General features: G+C 44.6%; 25 protein-coding genes. 6 read left to right on the top strand and 19 right to left on the bottom strand.

All coding sequences use genetic code 11. The annotated features are described in order from the left end of the window. Positions 1 to 26: 26 nt before the first annotated feature. From EDC63_RS14915 to EDC63_RS14895, 6 genes are all read right to left on the bottom strand, one after another. Entirely contained in the window at positions 27 to 383 is a 357-nt protein-coding gene (locus EDC63_RS14915; RefSeq protein WP_124944909.1) for a hypothetical protein, read from the bottom strand. Between the two features lie 64 nt (positions 384 to 447). Then, entirely contained in the window at positions 448 to 579 is a 132-nt protein-coding gene (locus tag EDC63_RS18995) for a hypothetical protein (protein WP_262982218.1), read from the bottom strand. An 8-nt stretch (positions 580 to 587) separates the two neighbouring features. Continuing rightward, a complete protein-coding gene (locus EDC63_RS14910) occupies positions 588 to 1541 on the bottom strand; it encodes a ParB/RepB/Spo0J family partition protein (protein ID WP_124944908.1) in 954 nt (317 codons plus the stop codon). Continuing rightward, positions 1538 to 2281 (bottom strand): ParA family protein, encoded by a 744-nt coding sequence (locus EDC63_RS14905; RefSeq protein WP_124944907.1) that lies wholly within the window; start codon positions 2279 to 2281, stop codon positions 1538 to 1540. Before EDC63_RS14905 ends, EDC63_RS14910 begins: the two co-directional genes overlap by 4 nt. Before the next feature lie 46 nt (positions 2282 to 2327). Continuing rightward, positions 2328 to 2531, bottom strand: a complete 204-nt coding sequence (locus EDC63_RS14900; RefSeq protein WP_124944906.1) for a DUF3717 domain-containing protein — start codon at positions 2529 to 2531, stop codon at positions 2328 to 2330. A gap of 251 nt (positions 2532 to 2782) precedes the next feature. Beyond that, entirely contained in the window at positions 2783 to 3655 is an 873-nt protein-coding gene (locus EDC63_RS14895) for an ArdC family protein (protein ID WP_124944905.1), read from the bottom strand. A gap of 39 nt (positions 3656 to 3694) precedes the next feature. Here EDC63_RS14895 and EDC63_RS18590 point away from each other — a divergent pair, with 39 nt between their 5' ends. Beyond that, positions 3695 to 3967 (top strand): hypothetical protein, encoded by a 273-nt coding sequence (locus tag EDC63_RS18590; RefSeq protein WP_165923010.1) that lies wholly within the window; start codon positions 3695 to 3697, stop codon positions 3965 to 3967. Positions 3968 to 4179: 212 nt separating this feature from the next. Here the strand turns inward: EDC63_RS18590 and EDC63_RS14890 are convergent, their stop codons facing one another. Together EDC63_RS14890 and EDC63_RS14885 are read right to left on the bottom strand one after the other, a co-directional pair. After that, complete coding sequence (locus EDC63_RS14890; protein ID WP_124944904.1) at positions 4180 to 4638, bottom strand: STY0301 family protein; 459 nt, start codon at positions 4636 to 4638, stop codon at positions 4180 to 4182. 475 nt (positions 4639 to 5113) lie between these two features. Further along, a complete protein-coding gene (locus EDC63_RS14885; protein ID WP_124944903.1) occupies positions 5114 to 5350 on the bottom strand; it encodes a hypothetical protein in 237 nt (78 codons plus the stop codon). Positions 5351 to 5645: 295 nt separating this feature from the next. On the opposite strand from EDC63_RS14885, the gene EDC63_RS14880 reads away from it, so the two are divergent. Beyond that, entirely contained in the window at positions 5646 to 6866 is a 1221-nt protein-coding gene (locus EDC63_RS14880; RefSeq protein WP_124944902.1) for a hypothetical protein, read from the top strand. 166 nt (positions 6867 to 7032) lie between these two features. Here the strand turns inward: EDC63_RS14880 and EDC63_RS14875 are convergent, their stop codons facing one another. From EDC63_RS14875 to EDC63_RS18860, 8 genes are all read right to left on the bottom strand, one after another. After that, a complete protein-coding gene (locus tag EDC63_RS14875; RefSeq protein WP_124944901.1) occupies positions 7033 to 7368 on the bottom strand; it encodes a transposase in 336 nt (111 codons plus the stop codon). Continuing rightward, positions 7340 to 7549: a hypothetical protein gene (locus tag EDC63_RS18585; RefSeq protein WP_165923007.1), complete on the bottom strand. Its 210-nt coding sequence runs from the start codon at positions 7547 to 7549 to the stop codon at positions 7340 to 7342. The genes EDC63_RS14875 and EDC63_RS18585 overlap by 29 nt, the downstream gene beginning before the upstream one ends. 14 nt (positions 7550 to 7563) lie before the next feature. Beyond that, entirely contained in the window at positions 7564 to 8094 is a 531-nt protein-coding gene (locus EDC63_RS14870) for a winged helix-turn-helix domain-containing protein (RefSeq protein WP_223248144.1), read from the bottom strand. 205 nt (positions 8095 to 8299) lie between these two features. Further along, the gene (locus EDC63_RS14865) at positions 8300 to 8638 is read right to left on the bottom strand and encodes a hypothetical protein (RefSeq protein WP_124944900.1); all 339 of its coding nucleotides are present in this window, start codon (positions 8636 to 8638) and stop codon (positions 8300 to 8302) included. A gap of 4 nt (positions 8639 to 8642) precedes the next feature. Beyond that, a complete protein-coding gene (locus EDC63_RS14860; protein WP_124944899.1) occupies positions 8643 to 9956 on the bottom strand; it encodes an RHS repeat domain-containing protein in 1314 nt (437 codons plus the stop codon). A 12-nt stretch (positions 9957 to 9968) separates the two neighbouring features. Next, positions 9969 to 13649, bottom strand: coding sequence for a DUF6531 domain-containing protein (locus tag EDC63_RS14855; RefSeq protein WP_124944898.1), 3681 nt, complete (start codon positions 13647 to 13649; stop codon positions 9969 to 9971). Between the two features lie 267 nt (positions 13650 to 13916). Then, positions 13917 to 14072 (bottom strand): site-specific integrase, encoded by a 156-nt coding sequence (locus EDC63_RS18990; RefSeq protein ID WP_262982217.1) that lies wholly within the window; start codon positions 14070 to 14072, stop codon positions 13917 to 13919. A gap of 121 nt (positions 14073 to 14193) precedes the next feature. Continuing rightward, a complete protein-coding gene (locus tag EDC63_RS18860) occupies positions 14194 to 14445 on the bottom strand; it encodes a site-specific integrase (protein WP_223248143.1) in 252 nt (83 codons plus the stop codon). 489 nt (positions 14446 to 14934) lie between these two features. Between EDC63_RS18860 and EDC63_RS14845 the strand changes: the two genes are divergently transcribed. The 3 genes from EDC63_RS14845 to EDC63_RS14835 all read left to right on the top strand — a co-directional run bounded on the left by EDC63_RS14845 (position 14935) and on the right by EDC63_RS14835 (position 17659). Next, positions 14935 to 15204: a type II toxin-antitoxin system TacA family antitoxin gene (locus tag EDC63_RS14845; RefSeq protein WP_124944897.1), complete on the top strand. Its 270-nt coding sequence runs from the start codon at positions 14935 to 14937 to the stop codon at positions 15202 to 15204. Beyond that, positions 15197 to 15691, top strand: a complete 495-nt coding sequence (locus tag EDC63_RS14840) for a GNAT family N-acetyltransferase (protein WP_124944896.1) — start codon at positions 15197 to 15199, stop codon at positions 15689 to 15691. Before EDC63_RS14845 ends, EDC63_RS14840 begins: the two co-directional genes overlap by 8 nt. A gap of 1212 nt (positions 15692 to 16903) precedes the next feature. Further along, positions 16904 to 17659, top strand: a complete 756-nt coding sequence (locus tag EDC63_RS14835; protein ID WP_165923009.1) for a replication initiation protein — start codon at positions 16904 to 16906, stop codon at positions 17657 to 17659. 180 nt (positions 17660 to 17839) lie between these two features. Here EDC63_RS14835 and EDC63_RS14830 read toward each other — a convergent pair whose 3' ends face one another. The 3 genes from EDC63_RS14830 to EDC63_RS14820 form a co-directional block, all read right to left on the bottom strand. Then, a complete protein-coding gene (locus EDC63_RS14830; protein ID WP_124944894.1) occupies positions 17840 to 18145 on the bottom strand; it encodes a hypothetical protein in 306 nt (101 codons plus the stop codon). A 1-nt stretch (position 18146) separates the two neighbouring features. Beyond that, the gene (locus EDC63_RS14825) at positions 18147 to 18776 is read right to left on the bottom strand and encodes a ParA family protein (protein ID WP_124944893.1); all 630 of its coding nucleotides are present in this window, start codon (positions 18774 to 18776) and stop codon (positions 18147 to 18149) included. A gap of 256 nt (positions 18777 to 19032) precedes the next feature. Continuing rightward, positions 19033 to 19608 (bottom strand): tyrosine-type recombinase/integrase, encoded by a 576-nt coding sequence (locus tag EDC63_RS14820; RefSeq protein ID WP_124944892.1) that lies wholly within the window; start codon positions 19606 to 19608, stop codon positions 19033 to 19035. Between the two features lie 452 nt (positions 19609 to 20060). Between EDC63_RS14820 and EDC63_RS14815 the strand changes: the two genes are divergently transcribed. Beyond that, complete coding sequence (locus EDC63_RS14815) at positions 20061 to 20261, top strand: site-specific integrase (RefSeq protein WP_124944891.1); 201 nt, start codon at positions 20061 to 20063, stop codon at positions 20259 to 20261. Positions 20262 to 20268: the final 7 nt, after the last annotated feature.

Here is a 20268-nt window from a genome sequence, read left to right as displayed (position 1 = left end):
CGGCTAAAACTGAATACTGAAAATGATTACATTTCTAGAAAATAGCCTTCAGGAGCTAAAAGCAGAACGATAGAATCAAAAGCAAAGCCAATGGCAAAACAAATGAATGCGGCACCGCCTAATGCTACAGCAGCTGTGCTAGTCCACCCAGCAATAAAACCCCAGGCAATAGCCCCAAAGATTAAGGGCCCAACAACCAAATGGCTAATGAAGTTAACGGGAATCCTTAAAAACACCAGAATCAAAAAGAGGGTGTAACGAATAATTGGAATAACACTGAAGACAACCAAAATAAGACTTTTAAAAATCAAACCGAACGATTTAGTTTTTGGTTCATTCAAAGTTTCATCATTGCTTGAAACTAGTCTAAGATGGTTTTTCATCAGCCTACTCGAAGTGATATTGATGTACTAAACACCCAAACGGCTCGCAACAATGACAATAAGGCTAATGTTTCAGCATCTTTAAGGCATCAATCGGGTCACGTTTTTCCATCGAAATTAACACATCACGTAACCAGTCGGGAGCCCCTGGCTTTTCACACATTGCAGTGCGTACTGCCAAATAGGATTGTTCCATTGGACATTTCATTCAATAATAGAATCAATTTGCAAATCCGAAAGGGATACTTCAATTTTCTTACCTGCACCCGGTTTTTCAATCCACCCCAAACTATTCATCGTTGGCTTAATATCATTACGTAAAACATAAAGTTGATTTTTCCACATGACCATTATTGTCAATTTATCAGCTTTATCGGTTTTACTAATTGACGGCTTTTCAGTATTGGCTGACTTTACAACTTCAGGGAGTTTTTGTTCGTTATTTGATAAGTTCGTTTCTTTAATTGCTTTTTTTAATGCTTCAACTGCAACTCTAGAAATGTCAGTATTATTCTCCAGAAAATCCAAAACAGTTTCCGGCATTTTTTTGTGTAAATTATTTAACTCGTAAAGTGCCAGTACATCACGACATGCCCCCTTATCGTAAATTGAACGCATTACATCAGGCAATGTTAACAAGGCGGCGTGCTGCGTTACAAATCCTTTTGATTTACCCAGGCGACCTGCTATCACAACACGACTATCGTTAAGCCTCTCACGCTTGGCTATAAACAGTGCAATTTCCATTGGTGTAAAGTTTTCGCGCTGAATATTTTCAATGGCTTGATCATAATCATCGTGTGTATCATCGATAAAAGCCTTAATGGTTGGCATATTGGCAAGCTTTGAAGCACGAAATCGTCGGGCCCCATGATTGATGACATACTGACCCTCAGCATTAACTGGTCTAACAGAAATGGGCACCTTAACCCCTTTGCTCTGCGCGATACTTGCCGCCAATTCTTTCAAGCTCTCTTCTGAAAAACCAGGATTATTCTCTGTTCGTGGTTGTGCAGGATCTTCAATAATTGCGTCAAGTACTATTTCCAGGGGTTTACCCAATGATTCTTTGTGTTCGGGTTTTCCTGACGTCATCAACGAATTTACATCAAAGTCATCTAAACCCGACAAATCAATGCCTCTTACGGGATTCTTCATATTCCCATCCTCTCTTGAATAATTTTGAAAGCTTTGAGCATTTCGATACCCGCTTCTTTTGCTGAACTTTTCTTAAGTTTCCACACAGGAACACCCGCTCTCAATGCTTCGGGAATACTGGATCGATTGCCTATCTTGGCAGGAATCATATATTGAGCATATTGCGCCAACAATCCTTCAAGCGCCGCTTTTTGCGCAACCGAATGGGCATTCAATCTGTTGGGCAAGATGCCCAAGAAAGTCAGTTCAGGATTGTATTTTTGTTTAATACCGAAAATGGTTTGAAGCATTTTTACGATGCCATCAATCGCATATTCATCCAGTTCAATGGGACTCAAAACATAATCAGCTGCAATCAAAGCGCAGCTCAATCGCATGCCAAATTGCGGTGGCGTATCTATGACACAATAATCAAAATCCGCGCTCACTGCATCCAGTGTTTTTTTAAATGCCGGAATGATCAGCTTCGGTTCAGCGCGTTCTATATTCATCAAAGCATTGTCTGCCTCTACAACCGTAATACCCCCTTTGTTTTCTATTGCTGTCAAGGTTCCGTCGAAAAGTGCGCTTGCCAATACACCTGATTTGTAAGCGGCTAAAGTTTTACTGGCGTTAGCTTGTGGATCAAGATCTAACAATAGAACAGATTTACCCTGCTCTTCTAAATAGTGGGCCTGGTGAACGGAAATCGCGGTTTTTCCCACACCGCCTTTCTGATTCGATATAACAACTGTTTTCATGTAGTCTCCAATATTTAAGCCAAACCACAACGGGGAATGACTTATTTTAAAAGGCACTCCATTCCATTAATACTTCCCTGTGAATCAAATCCAGTTCATCCAGATCAATAGTCTTTGCCTGTTCGTAAATCATCTGCCCCCATACATCACAAAGCAATCGCGGTTCTTTCTGTATCTGGTGATTAATGGGTGGGTGCATGGCACTACAGCGATTTAATGCCGCTTCAACTTGTTGAATAGTCATATTCATATGAGCTCCTTGGTTTTCATTAACTCAGCATTAGTTATTTCGCTAACGTGTGCAAGCGTCAATTCACCCGCTATAAAACCTACTATTGGTACGGTTAATCATATTTTTTACGAATTAATCTTATTAAACATAGTCAATTTTCACAACTTTGCTTTTCCTCGACACTGCTTCCTGAAATTAATATTAGCCAGCATCAGAACAATTCCCTTTATGCGCCATTGGCGCATAAAGTGGGATTATTGTTGTTTATTTCAAGCGGCTTTTTGTTTTGCCTCCGCTACGGCAACCAGATTCATAATAAAACTGTGGGCTTTTCCTGCCTGACTTGCAGCCGTAAAAATAGCGCGCTTGTCATTTTTCAAGACTGTCAGCCAATTGTTAATATATTGAGCATGATTGGGAATCATTGTTGCAGTAAACCCTAGTTCTGCATTGAGAAAAGCGCTGCCAAGCTCTGCAATCAGTTCTTCAAAAGCGTAAGCTTCTGAACCAAATCGGCCCGCGAAATCACGATCTAAACGGGTTTTAGCGCCTGTCCAATGGGTTAATTCATGCAGTGCAACACTGTAAAATTCTTTTACATCAGAAAATCGGGTACGTTCTGGAAGATAAATTTCATCGGTGGCCGTGTGGTAAAAGGCTCGTTGCCCTTCTTCCCTAATGATGGCCTGAGAAGCTTTTAATATATGTTCTGCGCTCTCGATCTGCTGAAAATCGCTGCGGAGTGCAACTTCTATCCCTGTTTCTATACCTTCAATTTGATCAAGATTAAACAACCAGAAAGGGGAAGCCATTGGAACAGCCTTTTTCTCGTCGCTGATCTTGTCCTTAATATCCAGCATTTTAAAGAATACGCAAAGTTGCCCTTTCTCCCCTTTTTTAACACTGCCGCCCAGCTCTGCGGCTTGTTTAAAGGTTAACCATTGGTTATTGCTAAATCCTGCTTCACGCGCAGCATTCCAAAGCAAAAGCACATTGATACCGTTATAACTCGCCTTGGTTTTATAATTAATCGGCATACCTGTTGCGGTTTCCTTTGCCCAGTTAATCCCTTTATCCAGTTGACCTGCTTCAATATTGGCAATAATCGCATCTGTTACTTGCTGGTAAATATCTGTTTTCATTTTGTAGCCCTCGCAGTTGTTTAAAAAAAATCCTTCTGCTTGAACCTTCCTCGTCTTCGCCCTGGGGCGAACGGAAAGTGGGGAAAGCCTTTGCCCTCACGGGCGAAGGTTGGAAGTGGGTGGGGTAATAAGCATGAAAATAACGTGCATTTCAGCCCGTTTGTTGTTATCCCCCCACAAGTCCCCCTCGCAGGGGATCGGGGGCTTGTGGGGGGATTTAAACGGGGTGTATTAGCTTATGAAGTGCGTCGGTTCTTTAGGTGCGAACGGATAACAGCACACGGCATGACAGAATGTTTTAACCTGGCATGATGTGTGCGCCGGGCGCACAGTATTCATCACACCTCAGCGGTAAAACACGCAAGCTGCGTGACAGCGGGGTTATGCTGGCGCGTGGCTTGCGCCCGGTGGGGTATCAATAAAGTGGGTTTTAGGTGGATTTAAATTGCGCAACGTTCGACAAGAGAGGGCAAGTGACGGGTGCAGCCCTTTGACTTTTCACTCGATGAAAGGGTTAGAAGTCGTCATTTGCAGAACACCTTGAACTCGCCCTCAACTTCCGTTTCCTTGAAACGTCCGTGGTGAACAATGGTGCATTCGCGGATTTTCATTGGAATTGGCCTTGATAGCTGCGCGTGAACTCCGTAGTGGCACACTAACGACAAGTCTTTAGCGTCTTTGTGCTTCGTAAGTTGAAAGACTTGTGCTGTTGAAAGGTTGTCGTCATTCCAACGGTTGACCAGATCTGGTTCAAGCGTTGCTTCGTATTGCTGGTCTACAATATATTGAATATCTGCTCCAGTGAGTCGAACTGGCATGTTGCTATATATCAACCAACCTGCGTATTTTGTCTTGTCTACCGTGTGTTCCATTACAGTGGGGCACTCCAAGACGGTTTCAGCAGCAAGAGTTTTAGCTTGCGCCATTATCGCCATTCCAACCCCTGCAAGTGTAAGTGCGATAAAAAAATGGGGTTCATGCATTCGGAGCCTCCTAACAATTAATCAACGGACCTACACGCCTTGAAGAAGGTGAAATAAGTTGCCGTAGAGTAAAGAACAAAACCGAGCGGAACGCCTGCAAAAAATTCGACAACATCCCACGGGGTGCCTTCGCAAAATGGTTTTTGTATTGTTCCGATGTTATGGCAAGGTACTAAAAAAATGTAATCCCCAGCCTTGCCAGTAAAACACATGTGCTAATTGGGTGAAGCCAAACGAAGTGGCAACGTATGAGATACCAAACAGCACAAGCGTTACAAATATGCCTACCATGATTGATAGAGTGATAACTTTCAATTCAGATTTTCCCCATAAAACCGGTTTTCTGACCAATCATCATGCCGCAACGCTTACAAACAAAGACTTTCCCGGCTTCAGGAGAAGTATTGTGATAACGCCACTTATGACCTAAAACAAAGCGACACAAAAGAGAATTAACGTTTATCACAACTCAAAATCAGATAGATATATGCAAGCTACCAATATGACCAGCAATGCTTTCCACTTCACCAACCAATGTATCCAACTTAGCAAAGCTTTTAACCTCGCCCGTGGCCGTAGCCAATGTCCAGCTACGCCCTTCTTCACCAATCACAACCAGCATCCAGTTACCTGGTTTAAGCGGATCGCGCACAGCATCAAAGCCGGTAAGAATTCCAAGTGAGTAATACTCTTTAGCTTGTTTGATTTTCATAAGGTTTAATCAATGAAACACATGATTCATTATAACGAATTAAACAATTTATAAACACGAAACATTCAATACAAGATATTCGCATATGCGAAAAAAGCGTCTACCAACTACACACTGGCGTTATTGATATGCAGTGTTGATAAGTATGCGGATACAATATACAACAATATTACTTTAAAATAATATTGTTAATAATTAACAATATGCTTCCTCTTTTTAAATAGTCCTGACCGATGGGTTCGTATATTATTAATGTGCTTCTGAGAGCCACAATACTATTATCACTGGGACAATAATGGGAATACTCGACTTCTTTAGCAAAAAACCTTCGCAAGAAAAGTTTGCTGCAATCTTTATTGCACACGCCAAAAAACAGGGTTTCAGTAAATCAATGACATATGAAGCGGCGGAGTTTCGCCTCCTTGTGGATAATGGAACAAACCAAATCTTTAATCTTGGAAATGCCTACAGAGATTATTGCAAAGTTCCCAAGATTGAACGGGAGACTGTTTTAATAAAATATACGTCCGGTTTGAATTCCCCAACCCTTCCGACGAACTTCGAAGAAGCAAAAAAGAACATTATGCCCACCATAAAGGGAATGGGGCAGATGGAGTACGTTCGCTTACTGAATAGACTGAATAATCAAGAGAGCAATACTTCCAATTTTGATGCCTCTATGACCTTTAGTGATGACGCCGTTGTTATGCTTGCCTATGACACGGAACACACTATGACTTCAATTGGCCATACAGAACTGCAGAACTGGGGAATTTCATTAGAAGATGCCATAGAAATAGCGTTATCTAACCTTCGTGACCGAACAGTTGATAATTTTGGTGATTTGGATAACGGTGTATTAGTTGGCCAATGGAATGATTCATACGACACATCAAGAGTGCTGCTTTCAGATGTCATCTATCGGTCTAACGTGAAGAATGATCCGATTATTATGATTCCCTCACGAGGATGTATTTTATTGACATCCTCGTCGAATATAGCGGGTCAATTGAGGATGGTTGACTACGCATTTGAAAGTATTGAGAAGGATGGTCGGTTTGTATCTTCAGCCATGTATCAATTGTGCGATGGGAAAATAAGCCAATACCAACCAAATAACGAAGATGTTAAGGTCAAGCTTGAAGAGCTAAAGTATCACAATACGGCAGAAGATTATGTTTCTCAGAAAGAGCTCCTAGAGAAAATACATGAGGCAACGGGAGTTGATATTTTTGTTGCCACATACTCGCTGGTTAGGGGAAAGGAAAACAATAAGCTTTCCTCATTCTGCACCTGGACAAAAGACGTGGATACGCTATTACCGCGAACTGATTTTGTGGCATTCGTAGTTACTGACGCCGCTGAGGAACAAAAGGTCAAAATTGTGACGTGGAATGATGCGATATCAATCGGTGATGAATTTTTGTCGGAGGTTGAAGGATATCCAGTACGTTATCGGGTAAAAGGTTTTCCAAATGCAGAAAAGCTGAACTTAGTGTCAGAAGTAGCATTTTAATGCTATGTGCAAAATATGGGGGTAACGAGATTTTCCCGAATCATTGCCTCTGATTGGATATCAGAAAATCCCAGAAGGCATCCGCCTGTTTTCGACCCCTTTCGGTCGGTCATGGCCTTATCGACGAAGGTCCGTTCAGTCTAATAAAACAGCCACCTGTTTTATTTTAATTTGCGTTAGATAATGCGTTAACGATCCAGGGCCAATAGGTGATGGATTTAGCGCGCTGCAAATCTTTTTCAAATGTAGCGAGTACATGCTCTAAATGACTTTCGAGCGCACCAATGCTGTCGAACACGCAATTGTGGAAAGACTTTTCACGCAAGTCATCCCAGAGATGTTCAACAGAATTGAGTTCTGGCGAGTACGGCGGTAAGAACAAGAGCTGTAAGTTGCTTGGCAAAGGGACTGACTGGTTTTTGTGCCACCCTGCGCCGTCAAGCACCATCAAGATATTTTTCTGCGAATGCCGCTCACTCACTTCTTGCAGGAATATCTCCATGCACGAGCCGTTCACACAAGGCAGTACAAAGTATCGAGCGTGCCATCGAGAGGCGAAACGGTGGCATAGGCATAGGTGTATCTTGGGTGACCATTGCTTTTGCCATGGGGCGCATGGGCTTGGGACACCAGCAGTGACGGGTATCGGAGATCCGGCCAAAACGGGCCTCGTCCTGGAACATCAGCATTAGGGGTGCTACGTATTTGAAACGGGATTGCGCCGCTTTGATTTCTTCGGGGAGTTTTCCCCCACTCCTGCTGAGCCACTGGGTCTGATCGTGGGTGCTGCTTGTCGGGAGCGAGTTCGCCATCCGTGCCGGTGGAGCAATCGATAAACCGTCGAGAGCGTCATTGATCTACCCAAGTGCCGCTCAAGCTCAACCTTCAGAGGCGGCACAATAATAATGCCTGCATTTTGGGCCTGATCAATGAACGGCGCGAGAAATTTCTCCTCCTCATCCAAGGTCATCCGTGCATGGTTGCGCAGTTCTTTTTTAGTCTTGACCTGTTCAACACTTGTCTCGGCGCGCTGAAACCGCCTGCGCAGTTTACCCGCCCAGCTCTTGGATAGCCCAATGGCTGTGGCTGTCTGCTGTTCCAGCGACAGTCCGAACTCCAGCGGCAGGGGTAGCGCTTGCGCAGCGCGCAATGCATCGGCTGTCTTGGCCGCTGCGATCTGTTCTTTCGCAGCCTCTATAAATTCATGTCCCGTCGCTGGTCTTGCCATCGCACAACTCGACTATATTGAGTGGGAATATTATGGCACTTTGTAACGCAAAATAGAATTACACCACTGGCGACTAGCCTAAGCGTAGGCTATTTTCATGCTGCACAGAATAAATTAAAGGATTTTGATAAGAATAGGTGTGAAAATGCCCGGCACGCCGGACTGGGGAGGGATTTTTTTCTTTTATAACAATTCTGATTACTAGTTAAGTTCGTAGATCTGGCGGATTAAAAATAACCAAAACTTTTTTGTTATGATCTTGAAACACAATTCTTTCAGGCCACCCCTTGTCAGCTCCATGAAAATCCGATAGAAATGCAACTTTCGGGCATGTTGTAAAAATGGCCAGCGTTGTTGCTATAAACACTATAATATCAAACATATTACCAATGAGTGACTTCCTAGTGACGTGTTGCATCATTTTTGTTTTTTTTCGAAAAAGAAATGCTTGATATTTCGACAAAAGAACTTTTACTTGTTTGTTAGTATCAACTTTTCCTGCATATTGCAAAATCTCATTGTAAGAGATGATTTTATCTATCATGTTATTAGAGTCCCGCATCGCCACCTAGACCGCCACCCATGCCACTTAATCCGCTACCTGGCGTTTGTTTTTTACAAAGAAAATATTTGAATTCTGCTTTCAATCTGCAAGCAGCCCCACTTAAAACGCTTTCACAGGTATTGCGGCACTGTTCGTAATTTTTTTTCAGTTGTTCGTCACAGTCTACAGGATTTTTAGTTGGAAAGTTCGCAGGTGTTTTTACTGTAGGAATCCCCTTTGCTTTGGGATCAGGAGAAAACCCTTCTGGCCATTCAATTTGGCCAGTTTTGGAACCGTTAGGGGTACTCTGAACAGGAGGGGCAATTAATGGCACAGGGCCGGGAAGCACTATATCCCACCCTGTGGGGTCAACGTAATTTAGAGGGTTGTCTTTAACATAGGTATACAAGTTAGTCCCGGCTGCCAGCCCCACTGGATCAGCCTGAATATACTGCCCCATCGTCGGATCATAATACCTGTGCCAGTTGTAATGTAATCCCGTTTCCTTGTCATAATACTGCCCTGGAAAACGCAGATTTGATGTCATTTTGATGCCATCCCCATCCGGGTCTTCGTCGGCTTGGGTGGAACCAAAGGCATCCGACTCCCAGCGCCATACCACTTTTCCCGTATCGTCCATCAACGAGCGCGGGGTGTTGAGATGATCCACATTGAAATAATAAATCTTGCGGCTGGGGATATACTCGATTTGTGATAAAGGCGCGTTGTCCAGCCAGATATAGGAACGGATTGGCGTACCAGTACCGGAAAACTCGGCGATCAAGTGCCCCTGCTCATCATATTCGTAAATGACAGTCTGCGCACCCTGCGGCGCGCTGGCTGTGGTGACCTTAGTAATACGCAGTCCTGCGTGGTCATAAGTGTACGTGGCAATGAGGATACCGCCCTGCTTTACTTGGGCAAGCTGCCTGGCTTGGTTGTAGACATACTCCCTGCCTGTGCCGTCAGCCGTGATGTTGCCCACCGCATCCGTCGTGACAGACAGCCCCCGCCGAGTCAGCATGCGGTTTGAGGTGAGCGCATAGGTGTAGGTGCCTGCACCGTCGCTTAACCTGTTGCCGTTAGCATCGTATTTGAATGTCTGTGTCTTGGCTGGGCCGGATTCGGTCTCAACGCGGTTGAGCGGGTCATAGGTATAGGTGGTGGCACCGCGCTGGGTGATGTTGCCATTGTTGTCGTGCTGGTAGGTGATAGTCTCGCCGTGGGCAGCAGAAGCGATCACCTGGGCAAGGACGAGCAGAACAACAGCGAGAATTTTGGCCAGGCTGTATCTTTGCGGGATGGGGTGGTTTCTCACTGTGCGTTCGCCTTAAAAATTTTCCAGCTTCTCGTGTTTTCTGAGGATGCGCAGCACATCAATGGCATTGATTTTACCGTCTGGATTGCCCGCTGGCGCAACGTCGCCATGCATTAACTGATCTGGCGTCGGGGTCATCAGTCCCTCGGCAATTCGTGCAGCGAACAGCACATCGATGATGTTGACCACGCCGTCGCCGTTGAGGTCACCGTCTACCCGGTTGGAAGCCAAGGACGCTGGCTGGCCGCTCAGGTCGAAGCCTGAGCCTTGTTTCACACTGTTGCCCAGCAACTTGGAGGTAATTTGCCCGCTGCCGTCGTAGCTGATTTGCTTGGCCAGCGTGGTGGTCGTGCCCTTAGTGGTGGATGCGTTGTTGATTTGCCCGGCAGTATCGCGCACTAGCAAGACGGTTTCGCCAGCAGGGTTAATCAGACTGGTCAAGCGGTTAGCACCATCATAGCCAAACTGCGTGGTGAGGCTCACGCCTGATATCACGCGGGTTTTCTTGAGCAAGTTGCCTTGGTCATCATAGGCAAAGGTTGCTGTGCCGCTGCTGCTGGTGGCTTGGCAGACGTGACCTATCCCATATGTGCAGCCAGTTCCTGTATCCCAGGTATATGTAATGTTTTCTCCTGTGGTGGGGTAACTCACGGTGGCCAGACGGTTGAGTGCGTCGTAAGAATAGGTTGCCTGGACGCTTTTTGCGTCTGTTTCTGTTTTCACATTCCCTGCATCGTCAAAAGTGCGGTTGGTGGTGCCGCTGTCCAAGCTGGCTACCTGAGTGGCGTTGCCCAGGGCATTGACGGTATAGGTCGTGGTGACTGACCGGGTATCGGACACGCTTTTTAGCTGGTCAAGGGCATCGAAGCCGTAAGTAGTGGGGGTCAGGTTGATTGGGTCGATTACGTACTGGAGGCGGTCGAGCGTATCATATTGGAAGGTGGTGCTGCGATTGGTAATATCAGTAGTACTGTTCTTCGGCCCGGTTGCGGTAAAAAGATTGCCGTTGGTGAAATACGTGTAGTGTGTTTTGATGCCGGAGTTAGGGCTGGGGTCATTGAAGTAAGCTATGTCGTCCTGAAGGTGGTTGAGGGTGTCGAATGCACGACCTTTTTGGGTGGTGAGTTTGTTGTTGGCGTCATACACTTCTTCCTTGACCCGATTGCCTATGGCGTCAAGGGTATATTTGATATGGTTGAGCTGAGTGTCGAAGATGTCGGTGAGGCGATGGGCGTCATCATAGGTGTAGTCGAGATGACTGCCGTCAGCCAGGGTGATGCGCTTAAGCTGGCCGACATTGTCGTAGTCGTAGCTGGTGGTCTTGCTGCCAACTGTTTTACTTTTGAGCCAGCCGCGTGGCCAGTAGCTGAACGTGGTGGTGACGGCATTGGGATTCACATTGGCGTCAACAATCGTGAGCGGGCGGCCATTGCCGTCGTAGGACGTGATGGTGGTGGTCTGGCTGAGGGCGTTGGTGATTGTCCAGAGATCGCCACGGCGATATTTGGATGGGGTGGCGGTGTCGTCGGAGGTATAGTAGGTGTAGGTTGTAATGTCGGCAACATCAGTGCGAGGGCCATCTGCGGTAAGGACTTGGCCGCTGCCATTATAGGTGTAGTTCCAGGTGCGTGCGGCAATGGTGCTGTCTAGCGTGGCGTTAATACCTTGGGTACCGCTACTGTCGGTGGTGGCTTGGATGATTTCCTTGCACAGCACGCCAATGGGTTGGGTGCCGATCAAGGCATTGGTCGGGGCGCAGCTAACCGTGGCATTCTGATAAGTGTCGCCATTGTAGACCAAGGTAGTGAGACGCTTGGGTTCTGCCACTTTAATCGGCAGGCGCCAATAGTTGTGCCATTGGGTGTTGATCTTGCGGGCGTCACCGCTAAGGGTGGTGGCGCTAAGTTGGGCTAAACAGACGTCAACGCTGTTCAGCCCTTCGACGCGGGCGGTTTCGAGGTTGCGGTTGTCGTAGGCGTAGCAGATTTTATGATTATTAAAGTCGGTGCGGCTGGCAATGTTGCCGTTGGCATCGTATGTCAGATTGGAAGCTGCACTACCACAACTTGTGCAGGGTAGTGTGAGGCCAGTATTCTTTAATACACCAAGCACCGTTTGAAAACTATAGGTGCGGGATGTGCCAAGTGGATCGGTAACTATAGTGCTGGTCGGAATACCTGTATTTGAGTCAATGGTATAAGCCAATCCATAAACATCAGCAGGCTTTAACATATCCGGGCCGTGTGATTCACCAGTAACAAGACCTGGTTGCGCATCAGAGGAATAGGCATATGAATATGTATATGAGTAATTAGAAAAACGAACATTGTTCTCATCGGTGATGCCTGTCAGAGCATGCGGAATATTTGTGTTCTTTGTTTTATCTTGCTCGTTATACCAATAAATTCGTTTATGCCCATCCGGGTAAGTTACAGAAGTTAAATTGTTACCGATAACATTGTTAGACTTTACGATTGAGAAAATCTCATCATACCTATATAGATACAACCCACCTGACGCATCTTTCATAGTAACAATGCGATTTTTTACGTCGTAATTAAAGGTAATCAATCGCCCGCTCTGATCATCAACTTTAACCAAAAGATCGGCTGGAAGTACTTTGGTTGTTGGGATACCTTCAGCATTTACCACAAACCCATTAATTCCATCACTATAGGTTAAGATTTGTGTAAAACCTGTGCGATTAGTAATTGAAACTAAAACACCAGAGGAGTTGTATATTTCGGTTTCACCGATAGAATTTGTGTATTTCCAACCAGGAAGATTGGCATAAACATATTGAACAAGCGTTTCATTAACATCGGAATCAGGTAGCCAATTACCCGTGGAGGAGTTATAAGAGAAGTAATATCTCTTTCCATCGGGCCTGAATACTTCAGCCGTCGAACCAATTGTCGAAAGGACAACTCTCCGATCAAAGCCATGCCTCCAATTTGATCCAAAAGAACGTCCGTAATCATGGGTTATTGAGCCGTCATCAGTTATGCTATTGTAATACCTTGTAAGCTTCAGAGGGTAGTACCCTAAGCTTTGATAATCTTCCTCACTTTGAAACTTATTGCCCGTGTTTACGTGAATGGGGTTTCCAACACACACTTTGGGTTGGCCTAGATTTTTATTAACAATTGCGGCTCCAGTTGGTGCGCAAAGAGAGGGTTGCTCGTTAGTCATTGCGTATCCCGCTGGACATCCAACCGCTCTAATTTTAGTAATGCAACTACCACTGTCAAAACTCTGAACAATACAATTCCCAAAATAATCTTTGCTAACTCCATAAAAATTATCAAATCGAATATTAAAACTTTCAATAATGTTTTGAAACATCGAAGGAAGGCTATCATTTAAAGCATAACAATAGGCATGAACCGGATCGCCCGGTAAATCAGGCTTTGACGGGGTTGGCCAAGTTCCTGGAATGTAAATCGGCGCACTACAACCAGCAACTTGTGCCCCTGAAACTAAATCATCAACTGCTTCTTGTTCGCTGGCAAAGGGATATGCGCCAGATCTAAGGATATTTCTGAATTTCCAATTACCAACTTGGATATCTATACAAGAAAGTGCACCACCTTGCTGCTTGCATTCGCTGGTTGAAAATGCAAATACATCTTTTGGTGTTGCAACTAAAAGCAGTAACAATAAGCAGGTAAACACAGCACGAAAGAAACCCATTGCCCCTCCCCAATTGCCAGGCGGTTTTTTGTTATGAAGGTGTGACGCTTACCGAAAACTAAACTTAAAATTTATTTTAGTGCCATCATGCATTTATGACGGGGAAATGTAAAGGGGTGCTTTCGGAATGCAAATGAACTTACATATATTCAACTGAATTGCATTCTATAGCTGACAGCATGGGTGCCGGTCAAATATTGACCATTTATGCCGGTAAATAACTAAGAATTGCATCAATTTTCATCTGGCACCTACAGACTTGAGTATCTAAACCTCGGTCTGTTCAGCAATTTCTAAAGCATCATCAACCTTAATGCCAAGATACCGAACGGTGCTCTCCAGTTTGGTATGCCCGAGCAGCAACTGAACCGCACGCAGGTTTTTGGTTCGACGGTAGATCAATGTGGCTTTTGTTCTGCGCATTTTGTGAGTTCCATAGACTGTTGGGTCCAAGCCGATAGACGCAACCCACTGATTGGCTACCCAGGCGGCGAGGGCATCTCGTGTCTGTTCTGTGATCTCGAATTGGACAGGTCTCAGTGTCTTACGTTACATAATGATTGCCCGTATGCTTACCATGTGCAACATCCAGCACCCGTAGCGCAACGAGGTCACACCCACGCAACTTACTGTCGATGGCCAGATTAAACAGCGCCAACTCCCGCGTTTGCTGGGACAGTTGCAGGCGGGTACGGATTGTCCAAATTTCCTTGAGCTTTAGCGGTGGTTTCTGGCCGGTTAGCTTGCCTTTGTTCCAGGGAACATGAGCATATTTTGCTTTTGGATTGGTTTCCATGTTGAGCTCCTTAGTGTTGTGGAAGGAGCTTCATTTATAGAAGTTTCGACGGGTGATACTGACATTGAACGTCAGTTCAGTTTGCACTATCAGACACTGGCCAGAGATCAGCGAAGGACCGTTCATGGCACACTACTGCCGCATGAGGCTGCAAACCCGTTTCAAACAATGTAACGAATTCCGACAAAATTCCTGAGTTTCACACTTAGATTGATGATACATCTGAGTGCACCTGGTATACACCAATGTGTCTTTGAGGCGCAAAAACAATAAATCTCCGGGTTTATCGGAGATAACTTAATTTCTTGAAAAGTTTACTAATAATCATCGCCCCCTGTTGATCCATGGCCAGGCGTATTTTGGTGGGATTCAACATATATTGGTCAGCACCAGACCAATTTTAAGTGCACCCATATTATACTTGCCAGCCAATATTTATTACGGTAAATTGCCGTATACGGTTATATACCGTAAATTAAGGAGATTATCATGTCAGCCGTTGCCCGATTTGATTTAAAAATGGACGCAGAAGAAAAAGAACTTGTTTCTCGTGCCGCTGCCTTAATGGGTACTACGATGGCTGCGTTCGTTCGCACGGCAGTTAAAGAAAAAGCGCACGAACTATTGGATCGTGAGTCTCGCGTCACGATGACAGCACTGGATTTCCACGCATTCACAGCCGCACTCAATGGGACATTTACGCCCAATGAAGCTTTGCAAAACGCGATGAATGCCGCACACGGTGTAAAGCGTGCTTGAAGAACAATTTCTCGATCCAAGCCGCCATGACCGACAGGCATTCACCTCTGGTGTTGGCGATCTAGATGAGTATCTTCGGCGCTTTGCGGTTCAGCAGAGTAAGAAAGGCGTTACCGTCGTTCGGGTATTGGTCGACACCGACAACCCCGGTACCATATTGGGTTACTACTGTTTGAGTGCTGCTCAAATCGATGCTATCCAGCTGGATGAGCATACACAGCAAAAATTACCACGCTATCCGGTTCCTTGCTTTCGTATGGGGCGTTTGGCGGCACATTCGGCTCATCATGGCCAAGGACTGGGGCGGATCCTGGTTGGCTGTGCGGTAGCGCGGTGCCTGGAGGCCCGCAATCATGTGGCCGCGTATGCGCTTGTGGTCGACGCGAAGGGAGAGAAAGCTAAGGCGTTCTACGAGCATTATGGATTTACGGCATGTCGTGATAATCCGATGACCCTGTATCTACCGCTTGGTACATATAACACTTAGCTGCCGCCGTGAAGATGTCATATACACACCTTAACTTTTGTTACCTCACGTAACACACCTTAACTAGCTGATTAACCCGCCTCCAAGAAGCCGAAAAGTTGCGCTTTATGGCCTGCCCGTCAGTGTATAGAAAATAGTTTTTCTCTGTATTGCGTATTTTATATAATGCACGATAGCCCTGTTTCATCTGGCACATAGGTAAACGGGGTATGCGTTCTATAAAACAGGCTTGTTTAAATGCCACTTACGGCTCTTCTTTTCATATTCAGTATGCCCATTCATAGGAATAATTAAATTAAGCCTTAACGGCCTGTTAAAACCGCGTCTGTTGGTTATTTGAAGTCATTGAAGAAAACCCCCTTATATTAAAAACGAATTGGATGGTTAATTTATAGAATAATGTTATTAACCAGCACGCACACGTGCCCGCCTGAGCCGTCAGGGTGTCGCGTAGCGGCGCACTGAGGGTGATTTGTGCGGGTCTTGGTTGTTATGCCAGTTTTATCGGCATAGCAGCCTAGACTGGTTATATTGCTATTGTTTAAATCTTTGGTGGTTTTAATAAAAATATAACCGGCAAGCCGGTTCATTAGTTTAAGGGAAAGGGGAGCCGCCGTAGGTGGGGGAAACCGTAGGTTGCCCCGTCATATTTAAATATTTGGGTTATACGTTTTAAAAATCGCATGGGTGACAAAAAGGTGGTTTGTATTTTTATATTGTTTATACCTGTTTTTAATACTTGTTTATAGCGACAAACTATTTTTTTGAATCCTACTGCTGGTGCGGGTTTAGAACGGTTTTGAAATTCACACAAGGGACAAAAAGGTGGTTTAGGTGTACAAAAAGGTGGTCAATGGTGACAACCAGGATGCTAACGGTGACTGATGGGTGGTGTAATCCACAGGTTTGAGTGACAAAAAGGTGGTATTTATCCACAGTCGTTGTGACGATGTGTTTAGTTTATAGATACAATTGGGTTGTGTAATTGATCTGCAAATTTTCAATTTTTGGACTGTTTGTTATTTTGAATTGCTTTTCATTATAGCCAGATATGGCGTAATGCTTGCTATTGTTGGGTAAAATGGTTTGTGTCACATGGTGACAAAAAGGTGGTCATTAGTTGTGATGCCCCAAAGGTGACAAAAAGGTGGTTATTGCGGCAACAGATAAACCACCTCTATAATGGGTGACACTTCATTATGGCAGTCACTTATGACCCAGGAATTGAATATCCCAACTCTTGCTGAAGATATTGTCAGCAAATCTAAACAGCTAGATAATCTAGTTAGTAAATCCAATTCCTTAGTTCGTGCCAGTTACAAATTAACACTGCAAGAACAACGCCTTGTTCTACTGGCTATCTCAAAGCTTGATTCACGTAAGATTGGCTCCCATCCTAATCCAAAACATGATCAGATGAAAGTGAGAATATCTGCTATAGACTTTGCTGAAGTGTGGGGAATCAGTCCTAAAAAGGCTTATGAAGAGCTTAGAGAAGCGTCCAATGAGTTATTTGAGCGCAAGATCACTGAGATTGATGGTAAAAAAGTCTCAAAAATGCGATGGGTATCAAAATCGGAATATCACGATGGTGAAGGCTGGGTTAGTTTGACCTTTTCACTCGACGTATTGCCGTTTATCACGCTGCTGCGTGACAAGTTTACGTCGTATAAATTAAGTATGGTGTCAGGACTTAGAAGCGTTTATAGCATTCGGCTATTTGAGTTGTTTGCACAGTTCCAGGATACGGGAATTTTACGTATTCATCTGGAGGATTTAACCAATATGCTTGAAGCGCCTTATACACGCTATACGGATATGGCAAGAAGGGTAATCAGGCCGGCGGTAGAAGAGTTAAGATTGAAGTCAAACCTTGAGATAGAGTGGCGGGCAATCACAGAAGGCCGTAGCGTCAAGACCTTAGAGTTTAAATTTAAAGAAGCGGCTCAAGGTAAGTTAGATTTATAGTCTGACCGCCTGCAGCCACTGACATTGTAGGTTTTGATGCCACCTTTTTGTCACCTTTAAGTAAGCGACCACTAACCTCACCACCTTTTTGTCACTTCTGCGTCAGTACCTACTAACTCCACCACCTATTTGTCACTATTGGGTTAGTGCATACTAACTTCACCACCTTTTTGTCACTTATCACAACTTCTTTTCTTCGCGTTCTAGGCGATCCAGAATAGCCGACTCCATAAAGTCTTGCGCGGTTACTCTGCGCCCTCCCCTTTCCGACTGAATAAAGATAAGCCGGCGAATGCGTTGTTGGACTGACGGCGCGAGTCGCAATGGTGCTGCCACTTTACCCTCTTGTGGCGTGTACTTTTCTGATACATCGATGGATGCTGTCTGTGTTGGCGGTTTCTCTTTTCTTAAGCTCGCAGCTTCAGCAAAGGCAATTGCTTCTGGTGGGAGTACATCTTCAAGTTTTGGTGTGTCACGAATAGCCATATCAATCCCCTATTATCTCAGCAAACAGATTTTCAAATACCCGCGCTTCTGGGCTTGATAGCCTGCGTTCAAATGCTGCAAGTCCATTGTCACATGCGTCCTTGATGGCAACGCGCTCTGGAATCTGCGTCTCAGCGACGCGTATGCCTTTGCCCAGGATGAATTCACGTAAATCCTTGGGCGCCTTTCTTCGGGTATCCACTCTCGCAATGACCGCGATTACATCGAGATTTTTGTTGGTGACTTGTGTGGCATCAATAAGTGCCTTCATAAACGTAAATGCGGCACTATCGAAGCTCGAATCGGACAAAGGTATGATAAGGCGCTCTGCCATTTGCATGGCGTAACGTAGGCCTGGATTGTCCTTTCCGCCTGCATCTATCACGATATCCTGGTACTCGGACAGTCTTGCAGCAACCTCGACAGGAACATCTTCATTCAGGAATCGTTCAACGGTCAAATCGCCAGAAACATCCTGCTCTTTTCTCCAAACTGACCATGAATACGATGTGATTTGAGGATCTGCATCAACAAGTAATGTTTTGCCAGTCTTTGACAACCACGCAGCTAAATTAACGGCAAGCGTAGATTTACCTACCCCACCTTTCGTATTTCCAACCAAGTAAATCATGGTTTACCTCTGTTCGTAATCCAACTATAAAACAAGCTATTTAGCTTTATAGCATGCAAGCCTTCATTAAGACAAGTAAGCAAGTTATATAGTTTGCATTAAAGCAAACTAGTAAGCTTGCTTGCATTATTTCTTTATAGCTGCATATCAAACTACAAAGCATTATAGCTTTATAGCTAGCAAGCTAGCTGTCATGATATATTGATATCAAGCTATCATGCTAGCAAATAAAGCAGGTTTAAAAGGAATTAAATAATCAGCGTAGCACGCCAGCTATACGTTTCAGACGTTCAGGCGAGGTGGCAAAATAAGCTTGGGTGGTGACAATAGAGGAATGTCCTAACAGCTCTTTGACCGAATAAATGTCAGCGCCACTTTCAATTAATCGTGTAGCAAAAGATCGTCTTCCGGAATGTGAAGATGCTTTTACATTGGCTGTTTTATAAATATTTGCAATAAGTCGCTGCATAGTATTGGCTGAAAACTGGCCTCCTTTTTGTGATAAAAAGAGGGGAGCAGCAAGGTGACGAATCCCTCTACTGAGTAAATACAAACGTACATTTTCACGAGATTGTTCATTGACCAGGAACACTTCGCGGAAGCGCTCTCCCTTTGTCATGCTAGCCAGTAATCTAATCGTTTCCTTGACCGAACCAGAATGCGGATCAAAAACATCACCAATTGTCAGCAATGATAATTCTTTAGCACGAAGACCAAGGTAATGGGAGAGGAGCAGGACCGCTCGATTGCGTGGCGCATGGTAGCCAGACTGGGCTGCCAGCGTGCGTTCAAGTACCTCGACTGGAATGTATGGTGCTTTCCCTTGTTTCATGGTGGCCAGTATAAACCCTTAGGAAACAAAATTAAATAACAAATGCCCTGAAATATACATTTCAGGGCATTTTTGTCTGAAGGTAAGTGTTTGTATGAATATTAGTAAAACTCAATGCAGGGGTAACCTCAGAAAATGTAAAATAAAATACATAAGGGAAAGAGAGATGAAATCAACCATGAACCAAACATATTTCATCAAAGATCATGATGTGAATTGTGTGATTACGAATTGGCAATTAATTCTCAAATGTTTAATTTTGCTCACGTCTGCATTTGGAGGCAACGCGCATGATGGATAACAACGGTCATTCATCAGAGAATATTAAGAAATAATTCTAACTTTAAAGTAGTCTAACAAATCAATCCGATCCTTTGTTTCTTTGATTATGTGAACAAGATGGGTACATATCTAGACATGCCCCAGGATTTTGCAAACTTTTGAGGAAAATTGTGAGAAACAAGTCCACGGACCTAACCCTTGGATTTAATGGTTTCAACTTTCACGACTTGCAACATGAAGCCGCTTCACGGTTGGTGGCACGTATGAAAAGCTTACCCTTGGTGCAGATGCTTGAGCGCTATACCCACATTTTGAATGATGGCGTGAAGGAGGCATTGCGAAATATTTGCAAGCTTATGACGAAAGAATAGCGGAAAA

The organism is Sulfurirhabdus autotrophica, from assembly GCF_004346685.1.
Lineage (GTDB): Bacteria > Pseudomonadota > Gammaproteobacteria > Burkholderiales > SMCO01 > Sulfurirhabdus > Sulfurirhabdus autotrophica.
Note: the sequence above shows the minus strand (reverse complement) of the source record. Positions and strands in the feature narration are given on the sequence as shown.